The sequence below is a fragment of the Pseudomonas sp. TE12234 genome (assembly GCF_054061835.1).
Map to the genome: position 1 here is coordinate 91,002 of NZ_JBSSEP010000010.1, position 23,820 is coordinate 114,821.

18 protein-coding genes and 1 pseudogene are annotated in these 23,820 nt (G+C 57.3%); 8 read left to right on the forward strand and 11 right to left on the reverse strand.

Going from position 1 to position 23,820, the window contains the following annotated elements; translation table 11 throughout:
• Positions 1–47 precede the first annotated feature (47 nt).
• Genes ACVWYU_RS17035 through pcaC form a run of 4 tightly spaced genes read left to right on the forward strand, consistent with a single transcriptional unit; the run spans position 48 to position 3,969 of the window.
• Positions 48–1,352, forward strand: a complete 1,305-nt coding sequence (locus tag ACVWYU_RS17035; protein WP_390959145.1) for an MFS family transporter — start codon at positions 48–50, stop codon at positions 1,350–1,352.
• A gap of 45 nt (positions 1,353–1,397) precedes the next feature.
• Complete coding sequence (locus ACVWYU_RS17040; RefSeq protein WP_457373223.1) at positions 1,398–2,762, forward strand: 3-carboxy-cis,cis-muconate cycloisomerase; 1,365 nt, start codon at positions 1,398–1,400, stop codon at positions 2,760–2,762.
• Positions 2,763–2,773: 11 nt separating this feature from the next.
• Positions 2,774–3,565, forward strand: a complete 792-nt coding sequence (gene pcaD, locus ACVWYU_RS17045; RefSeq protein WP_457373224.1) for a 3-oxoadipate enol-lactonase — start codon at positions 2,774–2,776, stop codon at positions 3,563–3,565.
• 11 nt (positions 3,566–3,576) lie between these two features.
• On the forward strand, positions 3,577–3,969 hold the full coding sequence (gene pcaC, locus ACVWYU_RS17050) for a 4-carboxymuconolactone decarboxylase (protein ID WP_247254814.1): 393 nt from the start codon (positions 3,577–3,579) through the stop codon (positions 3,967–3,969).
• Positions 3,970–4,200: 231 nt separating this feature from the next.
• Here pcaC and ACVWYU_RS17055 read toward each other — a convergent pair.
• Positions 4,201–4,287 (reverse strand): annotated as a pseudogene (locus ACVWYU_RS17055) (hypothetical protein); the annotation flags it as partial.
• Between the two features lie 173 nt (positions 4,288–4,460).
• Here ACVWYU_RS17055 and ACVWYU_RS17060 point away from each other — a divergent pair.
• Complete coding sequence (locus ACVWYU_RS17060) at positions 4,461–4,940, forward strand: hypothetical protein (protein ID WP_457373225.1); 480 nt, start codon at positions 4,461–4,463, stop codon at positions 4,938–4,940.
• A 199-nt stretch (positions 4,941–5,139) separates the two neighbouring features.
• On the opposite strand, the gene ACVWYU_RS17065 is transcribed toward ACVWYU_RS17060, so the two are convergent.
• Positions 5,140–6,399, reverse strand: a complete 1,260-nt coding sequence (locus ACVWYU_RS17065) for an OprD family porin (protein ID WP_390959151.1) — start codon at positions 6,397–6,399, stop codon at positions 5,140–5,142.
• A gap of 553 nt (positions 6,400–6,952) precedes the next feature.
• Between ACVWYU_RS17065 and ACVWYU_RS17070 the strand changes: the two genes are divergently transcribed.
• Entirely contained in the window at positions 6,953–7,456 is a 504-nt protein-coding gene (locus ACVWYU_RS17070) for a hypothetical protein (protein ID WP_457373226.1), read from the forward strand.
• A gap of 105 nt (positions 7,457–7,561) precedes the next feature.
• On the opposite strand, the gene emhC is transcribed toward ACVWYU_RS17070, so the two are convergent.
• The 3 genes from emhC to emhA are packed head-to-tail and all read right to left on the reverse strand — an operon-like array spanning position 7,562 to position 13,344.
• Positions 7,562–9,022: an efflux RND transporter outer membrane subunit EmhC gene (gene emhC / locus ACVWYU_RS17075; protein WP_457373227.1), complete on the reverse strand. Its 1,461-nt coding sequence runs from the start codon at positions 9,020–9,022 to the stop codon at positions 7,562–7,564.
• The gene (emhB, locus tag ACVWYU_RS17080; protein ID WP_457373228.1) at positions 9,022–12,183 is read right to left on the reverse strand and encodes an efflux RND transporter permease subunit EmhB; all 3,162 of its coding nucleotides are present in this window, start codon (positions 12,181–12,183) and stop codon (positions 9,022–9,024) included. The genes emhC and emhB overlap by 1 nt, the downstream gene beginning before the upstream one ends.
• A gap of 3 nt (positions 12,184–12,186) precedes the next feature.
• Entirely contained in the window at positions 12,187–13,344 is a 1,158-nt protein-coding gene (emhA, locus tag ACVWYU_RS17085) for an efflux RND transporter periplasmic adaptor subunit EmhA (protein WP_247254809.1), read from the reverse strand.
• 267 nt (positions 13,345–13,611) lie between these two features.
• On the opposite strand from emhA, the gene emhR reads away from it, so the two are divergent.
• Positions 13,612–14,244, forward strand: a complete 633-nt coding sequence (gene emhR / locus ACVWYU_RS17090; protein WP_090317226.1) for an efflux system transcriptional repressor EmhR — start codon at positions 13,612–13,614, stop codon at positions 14,242–14,244.
• Positions 14,245–15,032: 788 nt separating this feature from the next.
• Here the strand turns inward: emhR and ACVWYU_RS17095 are convergent.
• The 5 genes from ACVWYU_RS17095 to ACVWYU_RS17115 form a co-directional block, all read right to left on the reverse strand.
• Complete coding sequence (locus tag ACVWYU_RS17095) at positions 15,033–15,869, reverse strand: hypothetical protein (RefSeq protein ID WP_457373229.1); 837 nt, start codon at positions 15,867–15,869, stop codon at positions 15,033–15,035.
• Positions 15,866–17,458 (reverse strand): hypothetical protein, encoded by a 1,593-nt coding sequence (locus tag ACVWYU_RS17100; protein ID WP_457373230.1) that lies wholly within the window; start codon positions 17,456–17,458, stop codon positions 15,866–15,868. The genes ACVWYU_RS17095 and ACVWYU_RS17100 overlap by 4 nt, the downstream gene beginning before the upstream one ends.
• 37 nt (positions 17,459–17,495) lie before the next feature.
• Positions 17,496–18,959, reverse strand: coding sequence for an OmpA family protein (locus ACVWYU_RS17105; protein ID WP_457373231.1), 1,464 nt, complete (start codon positions 18,957–18,959; stop codon positions 17,496–17,498).
• A gap of 626 nt (positions 18,960–19,585) precedes the next feature.
• Positions 19,586–20,977 carry an MFS transporter gene (locus ACVWYU_RS17110; RefSeq protein ID WP_457373232.1) on the reverse strand — a complete coding sequence of 464 codons (1,392 nt, stop codon included), beginning with the start codon at positions 20,975–20,977 and terminating at the stop codon, positions 19,586–19,588.
• A gap of 371 nt (positions 20,978–21,348) precedes the next feature.
• Positions 21,349–22,101 (reverse strand): SDR family NAD(P)-dependent oxidoreductase, encoded by a 753-nt coding sequence (locus tag ACVWYU_RS17115; protein WP_090317232.1) that lies wholly within the window; start codon positions 22,099–22,101, stop codon positions 21,349–21,351.
• Between the two features lie 109 nt (positions 22,102–22,210).
• Between ACVWYU_RS17115 and ACVWYU_RS17120 the strand changes: the two genes are divergently transcribed.
• A complete protein-coding gene (locus ACVWYU_RS17120) occupies positions 22,211–23,125 on the forward strand; it encodes a LysR family transcriptional regulator (RefSeq protein ID WP_457373233.1) in 915 nt (304 codons plus the stop codon).
• 258 nt (positions 23,126–23,383) lie between these two features.
• Here ACVWYU_RS17120 and ACVWYU_RS17125 read toward each other — a convergent pair whose 3' ends face one another.
• Positions 23,384–23,689 carry a DUF3077 domain-containing protein gene (locus tag ACVWYU_RS17125; protein WP_090317238.1) on the reverse strand — a complete coding sequence of 102 codons (306 nt, stop codon included), beginning with the start codon at positions 23,687–23,689 and terminating at the stop codon, positions 23,384–23,386.
• Between the last annotated feature and the right edge of the window lie 131 nt (positions 23,690–23,820).

Sequence of the window (23,820 nt, forward strand, 5' to 3'; positions counted from 1 at the left end):
TTGCAAAGTGTGTCTAGACTCTCACTGTCCCCATTGAGTGAAAAACAATGACAACGACTACTGTTTCAGAACCGCTATACACCGGCGAAGAGCGCAACAAGCGGATCTTCGCCATTGTCGGCGCCTCGTCCGGCAACCTGGTTGAATGGTTCGATTTCTACGTATACGCCTTCTGTGCGATCTATTTCGCGCCTGCCTTTTTTCCGTCCGATAACCCAACGGTGCAGTTGGTCAACACCGCTGGCGTGTTTGCCGCCGGGTTCCTGATGCGACCGATTGGCGGATGGATTTTTGGCCGTGTCGCGGACAAGCACGGGCGCAAGAATTCGATGCTGATCTCGATTCTGATGATGTGCTTCGGCTCATTGCTCATCGCTTGTCTGCCGACCTACAACAGCATCGGCGTCTGGGCACCGATCATGTTGCTGTTCGCCCGTTTGCTCCAGGGCCTTTCAGTGGGTGGCGAATACGGCACCACCGCCACCTATATGAGCGAAGTCGCGCTCAAGGGGCAGCGTGGCTTCTTTGCTTCTTTCCAGTACGTGACGTTGATTGGCGGGCAGTTGCTGGCCGTTTCCCTGGTGGTGATCCTGCAACAGTTCCTCAATGAGGACGAATTGCGTGCTTACGGCTGGCGGATTCCATTCGTGGTCGGTGCGGTGGCGGCGCTGATTTCGTTGTTCCTGCGTCGTACGCTCAAAGAAACCACCAGCAAGGAAATGCGTGAAAACAAGGACGCCGGCAGCATCGGCGCGCTGTTCCGCGACCATAAAGCCGCGTTCATCACCGTGCTCGGCTACACCGCCGGCGGCTCGCTGATTTTCTACACCTTCACCACCTACATGCAGAAGTACCTGGTGAACACTGCCGGCATGCCCGCCAAGACCGCCAGTTACATCATGACGGGCGCACTCTTCCTTTATATGTGCATGCAACCATTGTTCGGCATGCTCGCCGACAAGATCGGCCGTCGTAACTCGATGCTCTGGTTCGGCGCCCTCGGTACGCTGTTCACCGTGCCGATTCTGCTTAGCCTGAAAAGTATCAGCAGTCCGTTCCTCGCCTTCATGCTGATTACCGTGGCGCTGGCGATCGTCAGTTTCTACACCTCGATCAGCGGTCTGGTGAAAGCCGAGATGTTCCCGCCGGAAGTCCGGGCACTGGGCGTCGGCCTGGCGTATGCGGTGGCGAATGCGATCTTCGGCGGTTCGGCGGAATATGTGGCCTTGAGCCTTAAAGCGGGAGGCATGGAAAACTCCTTCTACTGGTACGTGACCGTCATGATGGCGATCGCGCTCCTGTTCAGCCTGCGCCTGCCCAAGCAAGCGAAGTACCTGCATCACGACCTTTGAACCATACCCGCGGGCCTGAGCGGCCCGCGCTTCCAGGGACTGTTTATGAACGAGCGACCGGGCAATCAATTGTTCGATGCCTATTTCACTGCCCGCGATATGCGTGAAGTGTTCTGCGATCAGGGCCGGGTTCAGGCCATGCTCGATTTCGAAGCGGCGCTGGCCCGGGCCGAGGCGCGGGTCGGGCTGATTCCGCAGACGGCGGTGGCACCGATCGAAGCGGCGTGCCAGGCCGGGCATTACGATTTTGCGGCTCTGGGCGAAGCCATTGCCACGGCGGGTAATTCGGCGATTCCGTTGGTCAAGGCCTTGGGCAAACAGATCGCGGCGAACGATGCCGAAGCCGAGCGCTATGTGCACCTGGGCGCCACCAGTCAGGACGTGATGGACAGCGGGCTGGTGCTGCAACTGCGCCGGGCGCTGGAACTGATCGACAGCGATCTGGCGCAACTGGGCCAGACCCTCGCCACCCAAGCCCAACGCTATGCGGCCACGCCGCTGGCCGGTCGCACCTGGTTGCAACACGCGACGCCGGTCACCCTCGGCATGAAGATCGCCGGCTGGCTGGGCGCGGTAACCCGCAGCCGCCAGCGTTTGCTCGAACTCAAGCCGCGTTTGCTGGTGCTGCAGTTCGGTGGCGCCTCGGGCACCCTCGCGGCACTCGGTGAGCAGGCAATGCCGATTGGCCAGGCCTTGGCCGAAGAACTGCACCTGACCTTGCCCGATCAACCCTGGCACACCCAGCGTGATCGTCTGGTGGAATTCGGTTCGGTGCTGGGTCTGATCGCCGGCAGCCTCGGCAAACTCGGGCGCGATATCAGCCTGTTGATGCAGACCGAAGCCGCCGAAGTGTTCGAGCCTTCGGCACCGGGCAAGGGCGGTTCCTCGACCATGCCGCATAAACGCAACCCGGTGGGCGCGGCGGTGCTGATCGGCGCGGCGACTCGCGTGCCGGGCCTGCTCTCGACGCTGTTCAGCGCCATGCCACAGGAACACGAGCGCAGCCTGGGGCTGTGGCATGCCGAATGGGAAACCCTGCCGGAGATTTGCTGCCTGGTGTCCGGCAGCCTCAAACAAGCGCTGTTGGTGACCCAGGGCCTGGAAGTGGACGCCGATCGCATGGCGTGCAACCTCGACCTGACCCAGGGCCTGGTGCTTGCCGAAGCGGTGAGTATCGTTCTCGCCCAACGCGTGGGGCGCGATACGGCGCATCATCTATTGGAGCAATGCTGCAAACGCGCGGTGGCCGAACACCGGCACCTGCGCGCGGTGCTCGGCGACGAGCCGCAAGTGACCGCCGAGCTGTCGGCGGCTGAACTCGATTATCTGTTGGACCCCGCCCATTACCTCGGTCAGGCCCGTACCTGGGTCGAGCGAGCGGTGGCTGAACATTCTGCGTTGACTGCCTGAAGGAGATTGCTGTGGCTTTCGTACAACTCGCCGAGGGCGAACTGCATTACCAACTCGACGGCCCGGCCAATGCGCCGGTGCTGGTGCTGTCCAATTCCCTGGGCACCGACCTGCACATGTGGGACGCGCAAATGACGGCCTTCACCGAGCATTTCCGCGTATTGCGTTTCGACACCCGTGGCCACGGCCAGTCGCTGGTGACGCCGGGGCCTTACAGCATCGAGCAATTGGGTCACGACGTGCTGGCACTGCTGGATGCCTTGCACATCGAGCGAGCGCATTTCTGCGGCCTGTCCATGGGTGGCTTGATCGGCCAGTGGCTGGGGATCAATGCCGGCGAGCGCTTGAATTCGCTGGTTGTGTGCAACACCGCAGCGAAAATCGGCGATCCGTCGGTGTGGAATCCGCGCATCGAAACCGTTCTGCGTGAAGGTGCGGCGGCCATGGTTGCATTGCGCGATGCGTCGATTGCGCGCTGGTTCACCCCGGACTTCTCTGCCGCCAACCCGGCGGCGGCCAAGCAGATCACCGACATGCTGGCGTCCACTTCGCCTGAAGGCTATGCAGCCAACTGCGCCGCAGTGCGCGATGCCGATTTCCGTGATCAATTGGCCTCGATCAAGGTGCCACTGTTGGTGGTTGCCGGCACCGAAGATGCGGTGACGCCGCCGTCCGGCGGGCACTTCATTCAGGAGCATGTGTCGGGCGCCGAGTACGCCGAGTTCTATGCGGCGCACTTGTCCAATGTTCAGGCCGGCGCCGCGTTCAGTGAGCGTGTGCTGGCGTTTTTGTTGGCTCATTAAGGGGATCTGTCGTGGACGAGAAGCAACGTTACGACGAGGGCATGAAAGTCCGTCGCGCCGTACTGGGCGACGCCCACGTCGACCGCAGCCTGAACGCATTGACCGAGTTCAACTCGGAGTTTCAGGAAATGATCACCCGCCACGCCTGGGGCGACATCTGGACCCGCCCAGGGCTGCCGCGCCACACCCGCAGCCTGATCACCATCGCCATGCTGATCGGCATGAACCGCGAGGGCGAGCTCAAACTGCACCTGCGCGCCGCCGCCAACAATGGCGTGAGCCGGGGTGAGATCAAGGAAGTGATCATGCAGAGCGCGATTTACTGCGGCATCCCGGCGGCCAACGCGACGTTCCACCTGGCCGAGTCGGTGTGGGATGAGTTGGGGATTGAATCGCGGGAGTGATCCCGCGATTATTGTTGCTTGAACTGACGCCATCGCGGGCAAGCCCGCTCCCACACGGTTTTGTGTCATGCCCAAAACATGCGGCATACATAAAACCTGTGGGAGCGGGCTTGCCCGCGATGGCGTCAGTAGGTCCCATATTGATGTGTCTGGAAAATTGCCATCGCGAGCAGGCTCGCTCCCACCCATAGATCCCCTGTAGGCGCTGCCGCAGGCTGCGATCTTTTGATTTTAAAGCAGGCTGATCGGATAGCTGATGATCAGGCGGTTCTCATCGAACTCGTTATTACTGTAATCCCGGCGCATGGTCGAGTTGCGCTATTTCACACTGATAGTGCAGTGTGGAATCAGCTTGTTGAGTGAAAAATATTAAAGTCTACTAGTTTTGCGTGCCTCATGCTCCTAGCAGTTCTGATAGTAGTATTTACGTGCTTTTGTATTAAGATTTTGTAGGTAAATATCTTTCAAGTTCTACTATCGAGGTCACTGTAATGAGCGAAGAATTTTTCAAGTTGAATTCGGATTTAGCTTCGGCTGAGGCTGATAAGGATTTTCCCAGTTTGAAAGCAGCTACTGGGGAAATGAAGTTGGAGCTCATTAGGGGGGCTAATGTTGAAAAACTTGTAGCTACCAGTTTTTATATGGGGGCGGGTGAGAATAGGGCTCTAATTTACGCGCACTTTGACGATAAAGCAGGTGGTCGTAAAGTTAAATTGGACTGTTATAAAAAGCTGGAAGCGGGGAAGAGCTACAAGTTCTATCCTCACAGCGGCGCAGAACTGTATGTATGGTTTGTTGATAATTATCATGATTCCTTCGGTACGGGAATTCTGAATGTTGAAAAAATTCTAATGCAACCACCTGAGCCTTATATTAAGGGGTCGTTCAATTTTGAGTGTGAAGATACGTCCGGGAGTGGGTTTATGACGGTGGTGGTGAAAGACTTTTGGATTAAAGGCGATATGTCGTAAAGTTAGTAAAAGGTTCGTTGTGAAAAGCATGGCATTAACATGCACTGCGCAACGTTACAGCTGCAACCCGGCGACCCACGCGACGTTCCACCGGGCTGAGTCGGTGTGGGATGAGTTTGGGGGTTGAGTCGCGGGGGTAAGCGGTAACGGTGAACAACCTGTGGGAGCGAGCAAGCTCGCTCCCACATTTGTTTTGTATTTACAACAGGCTGATCGGGTAACTAATGATCAAGCGGTTCTCATCGAATTCGTTATTGCTGTAATCCCGGCGCATGGTCGAATTGCGCCATTTCAGGTTCAGGTCTTTCAGCGCACCGCTCTGCACGGTGTAGCCCAGTTCACTTTCACGACCCCATTCCTTGCCATCAGTGATGTTGCCGGTGTGCACGTTGTCGCCGCTGATGTAGCGGTTCATCAGGGTCAGGCCCGGCACGCCGAGGGCGACGAAGTTGTAGTCGTGACGCACCTGCCAGGATTTTTCCCGGGCGTTGTCATAGCTGGAGTTGTAACTGTCGTTGGCCAGGGTGCCGCCGCTGGTGCCGTTGACCCGCATCCACGGACTGTCGCCGGTGAGCTTCTGCAGGCCGACGTAGAAGGTGCTGCCGCCGTACTTGGCCGAGAACAGGCCGTACATGGTTTTGTTGTCCAGCTCACCGGCGCGGGCGCTGCCGTCATCCTTGCCGTAGAAGAAGCCGAGGTTGGCGCCCAAGGTCCAGTCGCCCAATGGCTGGGTGTGCACCAGGTTGATGAATTGCTGGCTGTAGATGTCCTTGAGTTCAGCGTTCCACACACCGATCTGGGTGCGTTTTTCGTTGAACAGGTATTCGCCGCCCTGGAAGTTGAAACGGTCAGAGGTGAATGCCGCTTTGCCGGTCATCGACATGTCGCTCATGCTGCTGTCGTCACGCGGGCTGTTCTGCCGGAATTGGCCGCCGTAGAGCGTCAGGCCGTCGATTTCCTTCGACGTGATCTGGCCGCCGCGGAAGGTTTGCGGCAGGGAGCGGCCGTCGTCCGAACGAAGGATCGGCAGCACCGGCATCCAGTCGCCCACCTTCGCTTCGGTCTGCGACAGCTTGGCCTTGAACGCCACGTTGGTGCGACCGAAGTTGTCCGCCGGGCGGCCATCGTGATCCAGCGGCAGCAACTGCGTGCCACCGGTACCTTTGCCGCCGTCGAGTTTCACCGAGTACAGCCCCAATACATCCATGCCGAAGCCGACGGTGCCTTGGGTGAATCCGGATTTGGCATCGAGGATGAAACTCTGCGTCCACTCCTCAGCCTTGCCTTGAGCCTTGGTCGGGTTGGTGAAGTTGCGGTTGATGTAGAAGTTGCGCAGGTTCAGGTTGACCTTGGCGCCTTCGACAAAGCCTGACTCCTCGGCATGGGCGGGCAGGGTTGCGCTCGCCAGGGCTACGGCGATCAGACTGGGAACGAAAAACTGCGCGGTGGAAGGCTTCATGGGCTCGGGTCTCTCTAATTCTTGGGGGTGAACGGGGGCATGCCGCTACCCGATGGGTGCAGACAAAAAACGGGTTAACTCGGGGGGGTGAAACCTTGGGGTCAGCCGGACAGGGCAGGGCGCGGGGGCATGGTGTCGAACCTGTTGTTATTGGTCTTGTGGAGCGGATGGTGCGGGGAATGTACTAGATGGTTCAATCGGTATTGGCAGGTTTTGGGCGATTATCGAACAGAAAAGGTGGGCGTTTGCATCGCGATTTCGCAACCATTGCTAGCAGCGTCGATAGCAACAGTGAGGTTGACAGCAAGGCTGGTCTGGTTGCCGGGGTGCAAGAATTTTATAGGACGACTGTTCTTGTGTTTACCCATAGTGGCTTGCTATATCAACGTTAGAAAGGCTGTGTTGGTCTGACTTAAATCTTCAATATATATGTGTGCTTATCAAGCTTCAAGCTGATAGATCTGATAGTTGTGGTGGCTGGATGGTCAGAATTAATCTCTATCAGTAGATCTGAAATTCCAGGTTGTGTAAGTTGCATGAATTGGAGGCAGTCATGAATGAAGTCGAAAATAAATTTAATCCTGTTGTAAGAGATAATGATCATTTGTCTGTAGCGAATCGAGCGATCCCCAAGGCTGCGGGCAGAGTGATAGGTTATTATCAAGTTAATGATGGCAAAGAAGAAGAAGTAGAGTTAAGGGATGTATATTGTTATTTTTGGGGGGCGGAGCGTTCTTTTAACCTGGCGGCCCTGGATACCAGCCATGAGACGAGAGTCCATCTTGTAGGTGAGGGGCTGGAGCAAGGGAGAACGTACCCAATTTCGTTCGAGGAAAATGATTTCCAGTTATGGTTCGATAAAGTGGGTGTTACGACTGGGAATGAATCGATTCAAAGAAGAAGTTTGGGCGGTGAGCTGACTGTCATGTTTATTGAAGAGTCGCGCAAATCTGTCGAGGGACGTTTTTATTTTACCTTTCTGCAAGAAAATCCTAATACTTCTTTTAGTCAGAAAATTAATCTTAATTTTACTTTTAGTGTGGTGGCCGGAAATTAAGTCAAGGCGGTGAGGCGCTGTGCATAATGGCGGTGTTAGAGAGGTAAATATAAAAGCCCCATCATGGGTGATAAGTCCATGATGGGGCTTTTTGGCATTAAGGAGTCAGAAATACTTCATCTTCGGCGCTTCTTCCTTCAACGGCTCGTTCTTCGCCGTCTGCTCGTTCCAGCCACCACCCAGTGCCTTGTACAGATTGACCTGGCTGACCAGTTGCGCCAGACGATCGGTGACCAGCGCTTGTTGGGCGCTGAACAGCTGACGCTGGGCATCGAGGAAGGTCAGGTTGCTGTCGACACCGATGCGGTAGCGGCGCTCGGCCAGACGGTAGTAGTCCTGGTTGGCACTGACGAAGTCTTGCTGTGCCTGCAACTGCTGGACGTAGGTCTGGCGCGCGGCCAGGCCATCGGCGACTTCCTGGAAGGCCGTTTGAATGGACTTCTCGTAGTTCGCCACGCCGATGTCTTTCTGGATCTTCGAGTAGTCCAGGCTGGCGCGCAGGCTGCCGGCGTTGAAGATCGGCAGGTTGATCTGTGGCTGGAACAGCCAGGTGCCCGAACCGCCCTTGAACAAACCGGACAGGTCCGGGCTCAGGGTCCCGGCATTGGCCGTCAGGCTGATGCTCGGGAAGAACGCGGCCCGTGCGGCACCGATGTTGGCGTTGGCAGCCTTGAGGTTGTATTCGGCCTGGAGGATGTCCGGACGACGTTGCAGCAAGTCCGACGGCAGGCCTGGCGGTACATCGGCCAACAGTTCGTCAGACAACGGTCTGGCGGCGGGCAGGTTGGCCGGCACGCCGGTGCCGAGCAGCAGCACCAGGCTGTTTTCATCCTGGGCGACCTGACGGGTGTACTTGGCCAATTGCGCGCGGGCGTTTTCCACCGAGGTACGCGACTGCGCCAGGTCCAGGGCCGAGGCGACCCCCACTTCGTTGCTGCGGGCGGTGAGCCTGTAGCTCTCCTCGAACGCGCCGAGGGTGTCCTGGGTGACTTTCAGCAGTTCCTTGTCGGCTTGCCAGGTCAGGTAGGCGTTGGCCACGCTGGCCACCAGACTGATCTGCGTGCTGCGACGGCCTTCTTCGGTGGCGAAGTATTTCTGCAAGGCTTCTTCGCTCAGGCTGCGTACCCGACCGAACAGGTCGAGCTCGTAAGCGCTGATACCGACTGTCGCCGAGTAAGAGCTGTTGATGCCGGCCTGACCGGTTTGCGAAGCATCGGCCGGAACCCGTTGGCGGCTGCCGCTGCCATTGGCCGAAACGGCCGGGAACAGATCGGCGCGCTGGATGCGGTATTGAGCCGCGAAGGCGTCGATGTTCAGGGCCGCGACACGCAGGTCACGGTTGTTTTCCAGGGCGACCTGGATCAACTGTTGCAGCGCAGGGTCATGGAAAAACTGCTTCCAGCCTTGCTCCGCGGCGGCCTGGGCGGGTGCCTGGGCCGGCGAATACGCCGGCCCCTGCGGGTATTGATCCGCCACCGGTGCTTGCGGCTGCTGATAATCAGGTATCAGCGAGCAGCCACCGAGTACGAAGGCGGCGGCTGCCAGGGAGAGTAGCGACTTGCTCATTAGCCAGCCTCTTTAGGAGTTTCAGTGGCGTCTTCCTGGTCGACGATTTTACGTTGACCCATGGCCGACACGGTGACGAAGAACAGTGGGACCCAGAAGATCGCCAGTACGGTTGCAGTGATCATACCGCCGATTACCCCGGTACCGATTGCATGCTGGCTACCCGAGCCTGCACCGGTGGAAATAGCCAGTGGTACCACGCCGAGGACGAAGGCGAGCGAGGTCATGATGATCGGTCGCAGACGCATGCGGCAGGCTTCGATGGCGGCATCGCGCAGGCTGCGTCCCTGCTCGTGCAGTTCCTTGGCGAACTCGACGATCAGAATGGCGTTTTTCGCCGCCAGGCCGATGGTCGTCAACAAGCCCACCTGGAAGTACACGTCGTTGGACAGACCACGCAGGCTGGTGGCCATCAGCGCACCAATGATCCCCAGCGGCACCACCAACATGACCGCGATCGGAATCGACCAGCTTTCATACAGCGCTGCCAGGCACAGAAACACCATCAGCAGCGACAATGCGTACAGCGCAGGCGCTTGCGAACCGGACAAACGTTCCTCGTACGACAGACCAGTCCAGGAAATACCGACACCCGCCGGCAGTTTCTGGGCAATGGCTTCGACTTCGGCCATGGCTTCACCGGTGGAATAACCTGGCGCCGGAGCACCGAGGATTTCCATCGCTTCCACGCCGTTGTAACGGGCCAGTTTCGGCGAGCCGTAGATCCACTCGCCCTTGGCGAACGCCGAGAACGGAACCATGGTGCCGGTGGTGTTACGCACGTACCACTTCTTCAGATCTTCCGGGCTCATGCGCGCGCCGGGCTGGCCTTGTATGTACACCTTCTTCACCCGACCGCGGTCGATGAAGTCGTTGACGTAGCTACTGCCCAGGGCGATGGACAGGGTGTTGTTGATTTCGGCGATGGTAATGCCCAGGGCACTGGCCTTCTCGTCATCGATTTCCAGCTGGTACTGCGGTTCATCGTTCAGGCCGTTCGGACGGACTTGCGACAGCACTTTGCTCTGCGCCGCCATGCCGAGGAACTGGTTACGGGCCGCCATCAGCTTTTCGTGACCGATGCCGGCGCGGTCTTGCAGGAATACGTCAAAACCGGTGGCGTTACCCAGTTCCAGTACGGCTGGTGGCGCGAAGGCGAACACCATGGCGTCGCGGAAGGTGAAGAAGTGCTGCTGGGCGCGGGCCGCGACTTTGAACACGTTGTTGTCGGCGTTACGTTCATGCCAGGGCCTGAGCATGATGAACGCCATACCCGAACTCTGGCCACGACCGGCGAAGTTGAAACCGGTCACGGTAAACACCGAGTTCACCGCATCCCCTTCACCACCATCCTTGCCAGGGCGCAGCAGGAATTCACGCATCTCGTCCACGACCACCTGGGTGCGCTGGGCGGTCGAGCCGGCAGGCGTCTGCACCTGGGCGAACAACACGCCCTGGTCTTCTTCGGGCAGGAACGCCGTTGGAATACGGGTGAACAGCCAGATCATGCCGACCACGATCAGCAGGTAAGCCAGCAGGTACGGGGCCTTGTTCGCGAGCATACTGCCCACTCCGCGCTCGTAACTACGTACGCCACGGTCGAAGTTGCGGTTGAACCAGCCGAAGAAGCCGCGTTTGGGCGTGCCGTGGTCGCCTTTGGGAATCGCCTTGAGCATGGTGGCGCACAGCGCCGGGGTGAAGATCAGGGCCACCATTACCGACAGGGCCATGGCCGAGACGATGGTGATCGAGAACTGCTTGTAGATCACACCGGTGGAGCCGCTGAAGAACGCCATCGGCAGCAGTACCGCCGACAATACCAGGGCGATACCGACCAGGGCGCCCTGGATCTGCCCCATGGATTTCTTGGTGGCTTCCTTGGGCGACAGGCCTTCTTCGCTCATGACCCGTTCGACGTTTTCGACCACGACGATGGCATCGTCCACCAGCAAGCCAATGGCCAGGACCATACCGAACATGGTCAGGGTGTTGATGCTGAAACCGGCCGCCGCAAGGATACCGAACGTACCGAGCAATACCACCGGCACAGTCATCGTGGTGATGACGGTGGCGCGGAAGTTTTGCAGGAACAGGAACATCACCAGGAACACCAGCACGATCGCTTCGACCAGGGTTTCAACCACACCCTTGATCGACTCGGTCACCACCGGGGTGGTGTCGTACGGGAACACCACTTCCATCCCTTGCGGGAAGAACGGCTTGAGGTTGTCGATGGTCTTGCGCAGGGCTTTTGCCGTATCGAGGGCGTTGGCACCGTTGGCCAGTTTCACCGCCAGGCCGGAAGCCGGAGCACCGTTGAATTGGGCGTTGATGCTGTAGTTCTCACCGCCCAGGCCGATTTCGGCGACATCCTTGAGGCGAACCTGGGAGCCGTCCTTGTTGACCTTGAGCAGGATCTTGTCGAACTGCTCGGCGGTCTGCAGGCGGGTCTTGCCGATGATCGTTGCGTTCAGCTGAGTGTCGGGCAGGGCGGGCAGGCCGCCGAGCTGGCCGGACGAAATCTGCACGTTTTGCGCCGCGACGGCGGTTTTGACGTCCACCGGAGTCAGGTTGTAGTTGTTCAACTTGGCCGGATCGAGCCAGATACGCATGGCGTATTGCGAACCGAATACCTGGAAGTCACCGACACCGGCGGTCCGGGAGATCGGGTCCTGCATGTTCGATACGATGTAGTTGGACAGGTCGTCCTTGGTCATGCTGCCGTCGCGCGATACCACGCCGATCACCAGCAGGAAGTTCTTCACCGCCTTGGTCACGCGGATACCCTGCTGCTGTACTTCTTGGGGCAGCAGCGGGGTGGCCAGGTTCAGCTTGTTCTGGACCTGAACCTGCGCAGTATCGGAGTTGGTGCCTTGCTCGAAGGTCGCGGTGATGGTCATGGTGCCGTCGGAGTTACTTTCCGAAGACACATAACGCAGGTTGTCGATACCGTTGAGCTGTTGCTCGATCACTTGCACCACGGTGTCCTGCACGGTTTGCGCGGAAGCGCCCGGGTAGGTCACGGAAATGGCGATCGCCGGAGGCGCAATGCTCGGGTACTGGTTGATCGGCAGCTTGAGGATCGAGAGTGCCCCGACCAGCATGATCACCAGGGCAATTACCCAGGCGAAAATCGGACGGTCGATGAAGAATTTTGACATGGTTTACTCCCCTTTGCCGCCGGACGCCTGATCAGCTGTCTTGGCGGGTGCCGGGTTCTTTGCGCCAACGTTAGTCGCTTCACTGGCTTTGACTTCGATGCCAGGTTTGACGAATTGCAGTCCTTCGGTGATCAACCGATCGCCAGCCTTCAGGCCGTCTTCGATCAGCCACTGGTTGCCGACGGTGCGGCTGGCCTTGAGCTGGCGCAGTTCGACCTTGTTGTCGGGGCCTACGACCAGTGCGGTCGGGCTGCCTTTGAGGTCGCGGGTCACGCCCTGCTGCGGAGCCAGAATCGCCGCGCTGTTCACGCCGGCCTGCAGCTGGGCATGCACGAACATGCCCGGCAGCAGCGTATGGTCAGGGTTGGGGAACACGGCGCGCAGGGTCACGGAGCCGGTGGTCTGGTCCACTGAGACCTCGGAGAATTCCAGCTTGCCGTCCAGTTTGTACTGGCTGCCGTCCTCGAGGGTCAGCTTGACCTTGGCGGCGTTGTCGCCAGCCTTTTGCAGGCGACCGCTTTCCAGTTCGCGGCGCAGTTCAAGCAGCTCGACCGAGGACTGGGTCACATCGACATAGATCGGGTCCAGTTGCTGAATCACGGCCATTGCTTCGAGCTGACCGTTGCTGACCAGCGCACCTTCGGTCACCGAAGAACGACCGATACGGCCGGTCAACGGCGCGTAGACCTTGGTGTAGCGCACATTGATCTGGGCGCTTTGCAGCGCGGCTTCCGATTGCAGGCGGTTGGCCACGGCGGTGTCGTATTCCTGACGGCTTACGGCCTGCTCATCGACCAGTTGCTTGTAGCGGTCGGAGATCGATTTGGTCGAACGCAGGTTGGCTTCGGCACTTTTGAGCGTCGCTTCATAGACCGACGGATCGATCTGATACAGCTGCTGGCCGGCTTTGACATCGGCGCCTTCCTTGAACAGGCGCTTGAGAATGATGCCGTTGACCTGTGGGCGTACCTCGGCAATGCGGAACGCACTGGTGCGGCCCGGCAGTTCGGACGTCAACGTAAACGTTTGCGGTTGCAGGGTAACGACGCCGACCTGAGGCGGTGGTGGGGCCGGGGCTGCCTCTTCCTTTTTACATCCGCTGAGCAGCGATGCCAGGGCGACGGCGGCGACCAGAGCGGTAACAGCTGGCTTGAATTGCATGAAAATCCTCGGGTCAGGCGCGCAATACACGCACAAGAAAAGATGGAAGGTTAAAAAATGGGTGCCGGGTGGATAAGTAGCTTGCTAAGGAATATACTTACATTCATGGTTGTTTGTAAACACCTTGGCACTGTACCCACACCGTTACAGAAGCCGCTTAAAGGTCCGAATTGTTGGTCCGGGGACGACACCCGAAAGGGCTCGTCCCCCTTTTATTCAGCTGATATTCAAACATCGCTGAAGCATCCTGATTGAGGTTGTACTGCCATGGTCCGTCGTACCAAAGAGGAAGCTCAAGAAACGCGCAGCCAGATACTCGAAGCGGCCGAAAAAGCCTTTTTTGAAAGGGGCGTGGCGCGCACGACGCTGGCCGACATCGCGACCCTGGCCGGCGTCACGCGCGGGGCTATCTATTGGCATTTCAGCAACAAGGCGGACCTGGTTCAGGCCATGCTCGATACCTTGCAGGAGCCACTGGACGAAATGGCCAAAGCCAGCGAAAACGAGGACGAACCTGATCCGCTGGGCTGCATGCGCAAACTGTTGATTCATTTGTTCCATCAAATTGCACTGGACCCGAAAACCCGGCGCATCAACGAAATTCTGTTTCATAAGTGCGAATTCACCGACGAAATGTGCGACCTGCGTCAGCAGCGCGTGTCAGCCATCCTCGACTGCAATGTGCGGATCGGCCTGGCGCTGAGCAATGCAGTGAATCGTGGGCAGTTGCCGGAAAACCTCGACACCGCCCGGGCGGCCATCAGTTTGCACGCCTATATCGACGGCATCCTGTATCAGTGGCTATTGGCCCCCGACAGCTTCGAACTGCACACCGAAGCCGAGCGCTGGGTCGATACAGGGTTGGACATGCTGCGCCTGAGCCCCAGCCTGCGTAAGTGAAACAAAATGCTTAATCGGTTCCGCGTGTGTCAACCGCTGAAGCGGTAGATGAACAGTTATTCACGCGCTTTGCCGTAATGGGGTGCTTTTATATACGCACCCTCGCCGGGATGACAGATAGCAAGCTCGGTATTTTGTAGGGATTTTGTGTCGATTCTGTAGGCGATGTGGGCACTTGGCATAAATCCAAAGCAAAATCCCGCCCTTTGTAGGAGCGAGCCTGCTCGCGATGGCGGTGGGCCAATCGACCGAAAATTGACGGTGATCACCGACCTCAGACTGTCCTTCAGCTAATGGGTAATTGCACGGACTTGCCCACCCATTTGCATTCGACCTGACCAGTCATTTGCATCGGATTTGACTAGCACGATGCGTGGATGTGAGCGGCAGAGATCGACCGATTCTGTTGAAAAAGTCGGCCATGGTTTACGCAGCAGTGAAGTATGCGTTCGAGATTGAAATCTTTACTTTCGGGGGAAGGTTTCCGGACTCGGAATTCACTTAGCAGCATGCGAAAAAGGCGTTTTCACCCGTCAATGATCAAGCCATATGGGCGGATCGACTTTTTCAACAGAATCGCCCAAAGCAGTCCATGAAATGAGGTGAAAACGGTGATCTAGGGCCATAACCCATGTACTAACCCTAACATTCTCATTGCCTTCCACGGATCGGATAGGCGACTGCGATCAGGTTAATAAGAAGAGGAGTCCTGCCTTTCATTAGTGCTTGTAACTTTTAGGTGGCGTAGTTGCCGCACGCAGGTATTCCCCGGCATGCGGCTCTCCCGCTCACCTCAAGTCCCCACCTAAACTCGGCGTGCCAAACCCCGCCAACGACGCGTTGGATTGGCTGAAGTAGCCATCCCAGAACGCGTTCAACGCATCCATGGTTTTACCTGAGCGATAGCCTTGTTTGATGTCATCGGTGATCAGGCCAGCACCTGTGACATAGATGCGAGCGCCGGAAAGATCGGCGAACAGGTTGTGTGTCCGGGCATTTTTCAGCTCGTCGGCGACCACCAGATTCTTGATCTGATTTTTCGCGTAGAAGCTGGTGTAGTCGCTGTTTTCCAGCATGTCGCTGATTAGGAATACCACGTGATCGTGGGTCTTTTCGGCAGTTTTGATGTCGTCGCCGATTTTGCGCAAAGCGTTCATGATTTCGCTTCTCGGAATGTCCTGACGGGCATCACGCAGGCTCTTGACGAACAGTTTGCCGAAGCCGGTTTCGAAGTCTTGTGGCTGACGGGCCAGGCACTGGTCCAGGGTGCGCAGCTTGCGTGCGCTGGCGTCGTCGCGGGCTTCCTCTCCGACATTTTTGTCGAGCTTGCCGGCATAGATCAAGCGTAGGTATTCGCCCGGCAGAAACGCCGAAAAGCTGTAGAGCTTGATGCTGTCACCGGGTCGCACGAAACGGGTGATCTGACCCCAGGCCTGCTTCTGGATATCTTCCGGAACGGGTACGGTCTCATCGACCACGACGATCAGTTCGCGGCCTGAAGAGGCGGGCTTCAGTTCAGGCAGTTGGGCGGTTTCGTAGCAACTCTGCAGGTCGTTGCGCTCGATGGCCAAGGCGATGTGAGGCATCACCAGGGCTGCGATCATCAATGCCTTCAGGGCTTTCATGCGCTGACTCCTGCGACCTTGAAGATGCCAAGTTGCTTAAGCAGCTGCTGTTGTTCACGGACACTTTTGAGAGTGGCTTCGTCTTGCTTCAGGGCTTTTGCCAAGGTTGGCAATTGCTCATCGGTGACGCTCGTGAGGTCGTGGAAGGCATTTGCGTCAATATCTGCCAGCACCGCCACGGGTGCCACTGCCACAGGTTCGGACACTGTCGCAATGGCTGCTTCCAACGCCTGGACAGGTTGAGCGGCTGGGATTACCGGTGCCACTTCAACCGCTGGCATCGTGTTGATGCGCTCTTGGCCGTGTTTCAGAGCTTTCTCCGCGGTACGACGCACCATCACATACGCGTTGAAGTCACGCTTTTGAATAGCTGAGCCTTTCATCGCGTTGAGGTGTTCGGCATTGTTGGTCATGCGGGTGGAAAGCTTCTGCTGCAGCATGCTCAGCTTATGGTCGGCATGGCCGGAGATTTTGGTGCGCTCGCGTTCCATCCAACGAACCATTTCGTCCGCGCTGTTGAATTTATGTGTGTAGTTGTAGGCGCGGCGCGAGTGGACACCGGCGAAACCAAAAATGCTCGCGAGCCAGCAGGTAATGCACTGGATGGCGACGTAGATGACCGAGAGGATCAGGTAAGTGGTCAGCGACGCTTCTCGGATCGCTTGCATCTTGTCGTCGATGGTTTTGTTGTCAGCCGAGTCGTTGACCGCTTTGGATTCATCCGGCAGTTCAAATGGGCTGGCTTTGGTAGAGCCGGCACTATGTGCGCTTTCAGCGCGCAGCGAGTTGACCATCTCATCCTGAATGCTGTCGAGCGTCTTGGCGCGAACCACGAATGCGGCGACCGACATAATCATGATAATGCCGACGAAGGCGCCGATTAGCAGGTACTTGGGTGTAACGTCGACCGAGGTGGCGATGCGCGACAGGATGCGGTTGTAGTCCTTGTCGTTGCTGTCGCTGAAGCTGTCTTCGATGTTGATCGAATCGATTTGCTTAAGGTGGTTCGAGCGCGAATCGGATGCGTCGCCACGCCACCAGGCTCGGGCCTTCTTGATTAGGCTGTTGTGGTGGATAGCGTGACCGGCCGCCTCGGCAAAACCGCAGGAAATGACCGCCAGGAGGATTGCCACGCCAATAGCCTGATAGCGTTTGTCACTGGCCGACGCGTCGAGGCTCAACCAGCCCGACAGTACGTAACCAAAGCCGATGGCTTCAACGACCAACAGGACGGCGGCCAGGATAAACACCCAGGCTGGACGCGGTTTGCGACCGGCCTCGCCGATTTTTTTCAGATAATCCTGACACTGGCGAAAGAACTCCGGGCTCTTGTCAACCTGGCCGTATGCTTCGTAGTAGTCATTGCACAGATCGTACTCGGAGTTGGTCCAGCCATCTGGGCGAATGGTGGGTTCTTTACTGGCTGAGCGCGATACCGTGCCAATCAGCGGTACGCCGTGCCAGATACGCATGGTGAAGTAGCCGACCTTCTCCCAGTAAAATTTCAGCAGGCACAGCAGGACGAAAAGAGCGGTGATGCTGATGATCGCCATCTCGTTTGCGGCAATAAAAGCCTTGAAAGCTGCCATCGCGGATTCTTGCACGTTCGATATCTCCGTTTATCTACTATTGGGTGCTGACAGGGGCGTATGCGACGGTGTAGCTCTGCTCGCCGACGGGGTAGAACAACGCACCGCGTTCGGCGGTTGCATTGCCTTTGCTGAATACAACGTCCATGCAGGCTACCGGTGCTTTGGGTTCGCTGATGAATACGCGGTACAGCACTTCTTTCTCGCCTTCGTAGGTGTTGGCGACGGCGTTCATTTTCGGCAGCGGCTTACGGTTGCCATCGCCATACCCTTTCACCACTTGAATGAAGGGTTGTTTACCGACTTCGGCGCCTTCGCGCAGGATGGAAACCGGGGAGATGGTGACCAGGTTGCCATTGACGGTGTTGGCCCAGACTCGGTTGTTGTAGCCCGGTAGGTAGTCGCGGGTTTTCACGCCATCGAGCGGTTTATCGGTAGCCAGGCTGATGACGTCACCGCTTTCTCGCGGCATGTCGTCCTGGCAACTGCCAACGGGAATGTCGCTGGCATTAGCCGCGCTAACGAAGCTGAATCCGCCGGTTTTTGGCGTGATGTTTTGGCCCAGATTCCAATGCATGCTGGCGGTTGGCACACCGCCAAAGTCCACGGCCGGTTTCGCACCATTGCTGTTTTTAGTGCTGATGGTTTCCACTGGGGTGACGGTGGAAGGCGATGGTAATGTCGAGCTTGCCGCGACCGAAGGGGCTGCAGGCTTGCTCACCGGTTTGGCAGTGGATGCGCCGTGGGCCAGGTATTTGGCGTTGGACTGCTCGGCTTTGGCACGCCTCACCAATACTTCCTGGGAGGTCAGTTCTGCTATTTCTACCCGGCGGTTTTCAGTACGGCCTTCGAAGGTACTGTTGTCGGCCAATGGCCGCGAAGCGCCGGCACCCTGGTAGAAAATCGAAGTCGAAGGAATGCCTGCGGCCATCAATACTTTGCCGACGGTGCGCGCACGACGTTCGGACAGTTTCTGATTGTTTGCGCTACTGCCGGTGGCGTCAGTGTGACCTACCACCAGTAAACGTCGGGTGTTCGCGATTTTAGGATCGACATTGGCGTAGGCGGCTGCCACTTTGGCGACGCTTCGCTGGCCGCTGACAGTGAGTTGGTCGGAGCCGGTGTCGAACATTCCAGAGTCTTCGATTTGCGTCACGAGACCGGCATCCACCGGCGCCGCATTGGGTGTGGCCGATGCAGTCTGAAGTTGTTCTGAATGTATCTTCAGATTTTCTTCTTTGGCAATTCGATCCAGCTCTTGCATCCGGCTTTGCCAGATCGATCCTGCGTAGCAGCCAACTGCTGTGCCCGCCGCAGCACCAATCAGTGCGCCTTTCTTGCCATTGAGGGCATAACCCGCCGCACCACCGGCAACCAGCCCGGCACCGCACAAGATCGCCGTGCCGTAGTCTTTGCCCAGTTGATCGAATTGGGCAGTAGAGCACCCGGAAGCCAGCAGCAATGCACTGGCAAGCGTCGTGAAACGAAATGCGTTGGTCATCTCAAGTCCATTTCAATGCTGTTCTACAAAACGCCGTTACACCGAAATGCTGATAAAAACTCAGTATCCAGGCAAAACAAAATGCGCTCGGGAAGTGCGTATTGGGGGCGAGGTCAAGCGCCGACCGCGGTTAAAGGCCGCCAGCGTTTGTCGGTGGTATAGCGCAGTAGGGAAGGACGTAAATGAGCAAGTCCCGGCGCAATATTTTTAATTCGCGCGCAGCTTTTGGCGGGCCCGGTCGAAGAATGGCCGAGGCAAAATTGGTTATCTTGTTCAAGCGAAGTCCTTTTCCACGAAGTGCACTGCTGAGTCCTGCATGATGGCTAAAGGGCATCATCTATTTTGATACTAAATGCAACAAAGAGGGATGTCACGAAAATGTTTGGTCTGGAGCTGCTGCTCAACGCAGAAGAGGGCCGTCTGGGTTTTTGGGGTGGAGAGGGCGATTCAAGGCTTAGAGGGTGGCTTTCACATATCTGGATTTTTTACTTTTTGGCCGGTACCGGCCAGTTGTGAATGACTGGTATTGGCCGATTATTGCCTATGGTCAAGGCCGGCAATCGGCTGAGCGGTCATTAAGAGTATTTACAAAACGTGGTGCGATTCAGTTCATGGCGTTTGCCAGCTCAAGTTCGGACAGCAACGACTCGGGCAAAGCTTGCAATGCTTGCAATGGTTGCGAATGCGACTGCCCCCCATAACGCGAACGTTGCACCATGCTCGCTCGATAACATGAAGCAATAAGCAACCAGCGCTGCACCAGTTGCCTGTCCAACCAACCTTGACGTAGCAACCATGCCGCTTGCACTGCCGGCACGTGTCGGTGGCGCGCTACCCATAAAACCTTTGAGGTTAGGTGCTTGGAAAAAACCAAACCCAATACCTGACATAGCCATGCGCCAGCTAATATTCAGAGTCGAAGGATCATCAGGCATAAGTACTAGAGCTACCAACCCAACCGCCAGTATCGAAAGACCGATTCCGCCCAGTGCGCCAGGAGAATAGTGATCACTCAAACGTCCGGCAATTGGGGCCATTATCGCCACCATGACAGCCCATGGCGTCATCAAAAAACCAGCCTCTACCGGCGATTTGCCAAGCGTCACAAAGAAATAAAACGGCAAGGCTACGAACGCCAGCCCTTGTGCTGCGAAGGTACATACGGACGTCACGACAGAAAGCGCAAACATGGGTCGACGGAGCAGATCAATCGGCAGCATGGGCGCCTTATGACCTGCCTGCCGATGTATGAGCAGCGCGAAGAACAAGGCCGTGCCCGCCAATTCCATTGCAAGGGTAGTGAATTTTTCCTGGTGGGCTGCATCGCCGAACAACAAAATCAAAAAGCTGAACGCGACTATGTTGTAGAGGGCAGTCAGACCATCAAACTTGTGGGTCGCCCGGCGGGTATCAGGCAATGCTTTGCGCCCCAGGAAAAGTGCGACCAGGCCGAGTGGAACGTTGATTGCAAATAACCACGACCAACTGGCGACTGACAAAATAAGGGATGACATGGTCGGTCCGATCGCAAAAGCGACTGCAACCACCAAGGCGTTGGTCCCATAACCACGTCCTAGCATACGCGTCGGGTAAATGGCTTTAAGCATGGCTGTATTCACACCCATAACGGCGCTAGCGCCAATTCCTTGTAACAGCCGAGCTATGACCAGTGAAGGCAATGACCACGCCAGCGCACATGCAAGTGATGCCAATGTGAATAAGAACAGTCCGAAAATCAGAACCCGCCGGTAAGAGATGATTTCACCCAATGCAGCGAACGGGAGGAGCGTTGCGACCATCGCTAACTGATAGACGTTGATGATCCAAACCGATGATGCAGGTGTTGTGTGCAATTGAGTCGCTATTGCAGGTAAAGCGACATTGGCTATTGCGGTGTCGAGTGATGCCATGGCGACACCGATCGCCAACGAAAATATCGCGAGGCGACGGGCGTTTTCGGGCAACCCATCGGGCTGAGAAGTGGCGGTCTCTGCATCCATTGTTGTTTGTCTGGACATGCTGGCTCCTAGATGTTGAGGAGGTTTCTTCTATCAAGTTTGCTTCGTTGGTATTGCTCACTTGGAGGTGCTTGGGTGTGAAGCAATCTTCCGCCGCTTGTTTGATAGCGTCCAAGACCGATATGCAATCCTTTATATAGGTCCATCCTATGGATAAATGTCGTTTCGTGCTCACATGGTCGATGGCCGAAACGTGAAGCGGGGCGGATGAGTTCATGGCCGGAGCGCTCTCGGCCGTGGTGGTCGCTGCCTGTGCCGCGACGCCGAGGGTGACACGCCGACTGCGAGCCCTAGCCGTTTCAGCGTGTTCATTGAATGGCCTTTCTTAAGTCGGTTAACGGGGCGGCTTTTGCAGCCGCCCGATAGAGTCATCAGACTTGTGCCTGGCCGCCGTCGACGAACAACTCAATGCCGTTGACGAAACTGGCATCATCCGACGCCAGGAATAGAGCGGCGCTGGCAATTTCTTGCGCTTCACCCACACGACCCATGGGGATCTGCGAGGCCAGATAGTCCAGCAACCCCTGCTGCTGAGCGGCATCCGGGCCAGCCAGATCGACCAGGCCAGGGGTGCGCGTCGCACCGGGGCTGATGGTGTTGACCCGCACGTGGCGATCTTTCAGGTCGAGTATCCAGTTGCGAGCAAACGACCGTACGGCAGCCTTGGAGGCGGCGTAAACGCTGAACGCGGCGGTACCGGAGCTGCCAGCGGTTGAACCGGTGAGAATCACCGAAGCGTTTTTGGCAAGCAGCGGCAAGGCTTTTTGTACCGTGAACAGCACCCCTTTGACGTTGCGGTCGAAGGTGTCGTCGTAGTGCTGTTCGGTGATTTCTCCGAGCGCCAGCATCGAACCGCCACCGGCGTTGGCGAAGAGCACGTCGATACGACCGTGGGCAGCGCCGATCTGGCTGTAAAGCGCGTCGAGTTGGTCAAGCCGGGTGGAGTCGACCTGCACGCCGGTGGCGTTGCCGACTGCGGCTACCGCGGCGTCCAGTTCAACCTGGCGGCGACCGGTGATGTACACGTGGGCACCTTCTTCAGCGAAGCGTTTCGCAGTAGCCAGGCCGATACCGGTGGTGCCGCCGGTAACCAGTGCAATTTTGCCTTTGAGTTTGTCAGTCATGGTGTTTCTCCCGTTGTTCGGTTGAGTAAGTTGCGATGTGGGAGAAGCATATCGACGGCGGTTTCATTTCAAAATAGAATTGTCTGAAACCTATCGTTGCAGAAATGAAATGAGCAAACTTCCGGATTTTGAAGGGTTGGCCATGTTTGCCAAAGTGGCCGAAGAGGGTTCGTTCGCCGCCGCAGCGCGTGTCATGAGTGTTTCGGTGCCCACCGTATCGCGGGCCGTTGCCCGGCTGGAGGAGCGATTGGGCGGGCGATTGTTCAATCGCACCTCACGGCAGCTGGCGCTTACCGAGTTTGGTGCGAGCATGGCGGCGAAAGCAGGGGAGATCTATCGGCAGGCCGAAGATGTCGAGAGCGAGGCCCAGGAATTAGCGATTCAACCCCGTGGCCAGGTTCGACTGGCCATACCCATGTCGTTCGGTTTGCGCTGGGTCGCGCCCCTGATGCCAGAATTGATGCGACGCTACCCTGAACTGTCTATCGATCTGCACCTTTCAGATGCGTCCGTTGACCTTATCGCCGACGGCTTTGATGCGGCGCTGCGCATTGCGGTTTTGCCCGACTCGTCTCTGGTGGCTCGCCGACTGTGTGCAGTCACACAATACCTGGTCGCGTCTCCGGGCTATCTGGAAGCGCACGGTTGGCCCAAGCATCCGCGTGAGTTGGCCGCCCGGTCATGCCTCAGTTATGCATATCGGGCTCGCAGCCAGGTGTGGCGCTTTACCCATGAGAATGGGGTCGAGGAAGATGTGGTACCCAGCGGCCAACTGAGAGTAACCAATTCGGACGCTTTGCTGCCCGCCTTGCTTGAAGGGTTGGCTATCGCCGAACTCCCTGAATTCATCGCGAGTGAATACCTTGCCGATGGTCGATTGGTCGTGCTTTTGCCTGAGTGGAGCATGGCGCGGGGTGGGCTTTACTTCGTTACACCATCGGCACGCACCAGGTCGGTAAAGATCAAGGCGCTGTCGGATTTCTTTGCCGAGCACCTATCGGAACCTGAGTGGCGCTGGTCGTGAAAGGGTGGAGGTCAGGCCTGTGCTGAGGCAAGGATAGGTTCCTGAAGTGGTCCTGCTTGATACAAAGATCGACCGCTTCTGGCTGTTCTCTGCCGATCATGGTTATAGCGCGTGCTGGTCAAATCCGATGCAATCGCGGGTCAGAACCAATGCAAGTGACTGGTCAGGTCGGATGCAAACGGATAGTCAAATGGAGCGCAATTTCGCAGTGAAAAAAGCCGCGTTCGTACGCGGCTTTTTTACGCCCATGAGCCGTTCCTATGGCGTTACCGTGCGCTCACGATCAGCCTCTCGATCCAGCACTTTCGCCACATCATCGATCACCGCTTTGCTCATCGCTGTCAGGTAATGGGCGGCCCAGGCGTGGCGGTCGGTGTCTTTGGCGTAGGCGGCGTCGACGGCGAGCTCCTTGACCAGGAAAAGCAGATTGGAGGCCTGGGCTAACGCGTCGGCGAGGGGCACACCACGGCTGACATGAAACAGCGCCTGGTTCGAGCAGTAGATGAAAGGGGTGAAGCCGATGGTTTTGAGTTCTGAGGGATCGATTGGATTGGTTTTAGCCATGGTGTAACTCCTAAGCTTGAGGAGCCGCCACGTTCGTTTCCAAGCGAATGGGTGGCAGCTGTGCGCAGGTTGGAAAACCGGGAGCAAAGGAAGACCGGCACGTCCGAAGACGTCCCACGCACAGCCGCCAT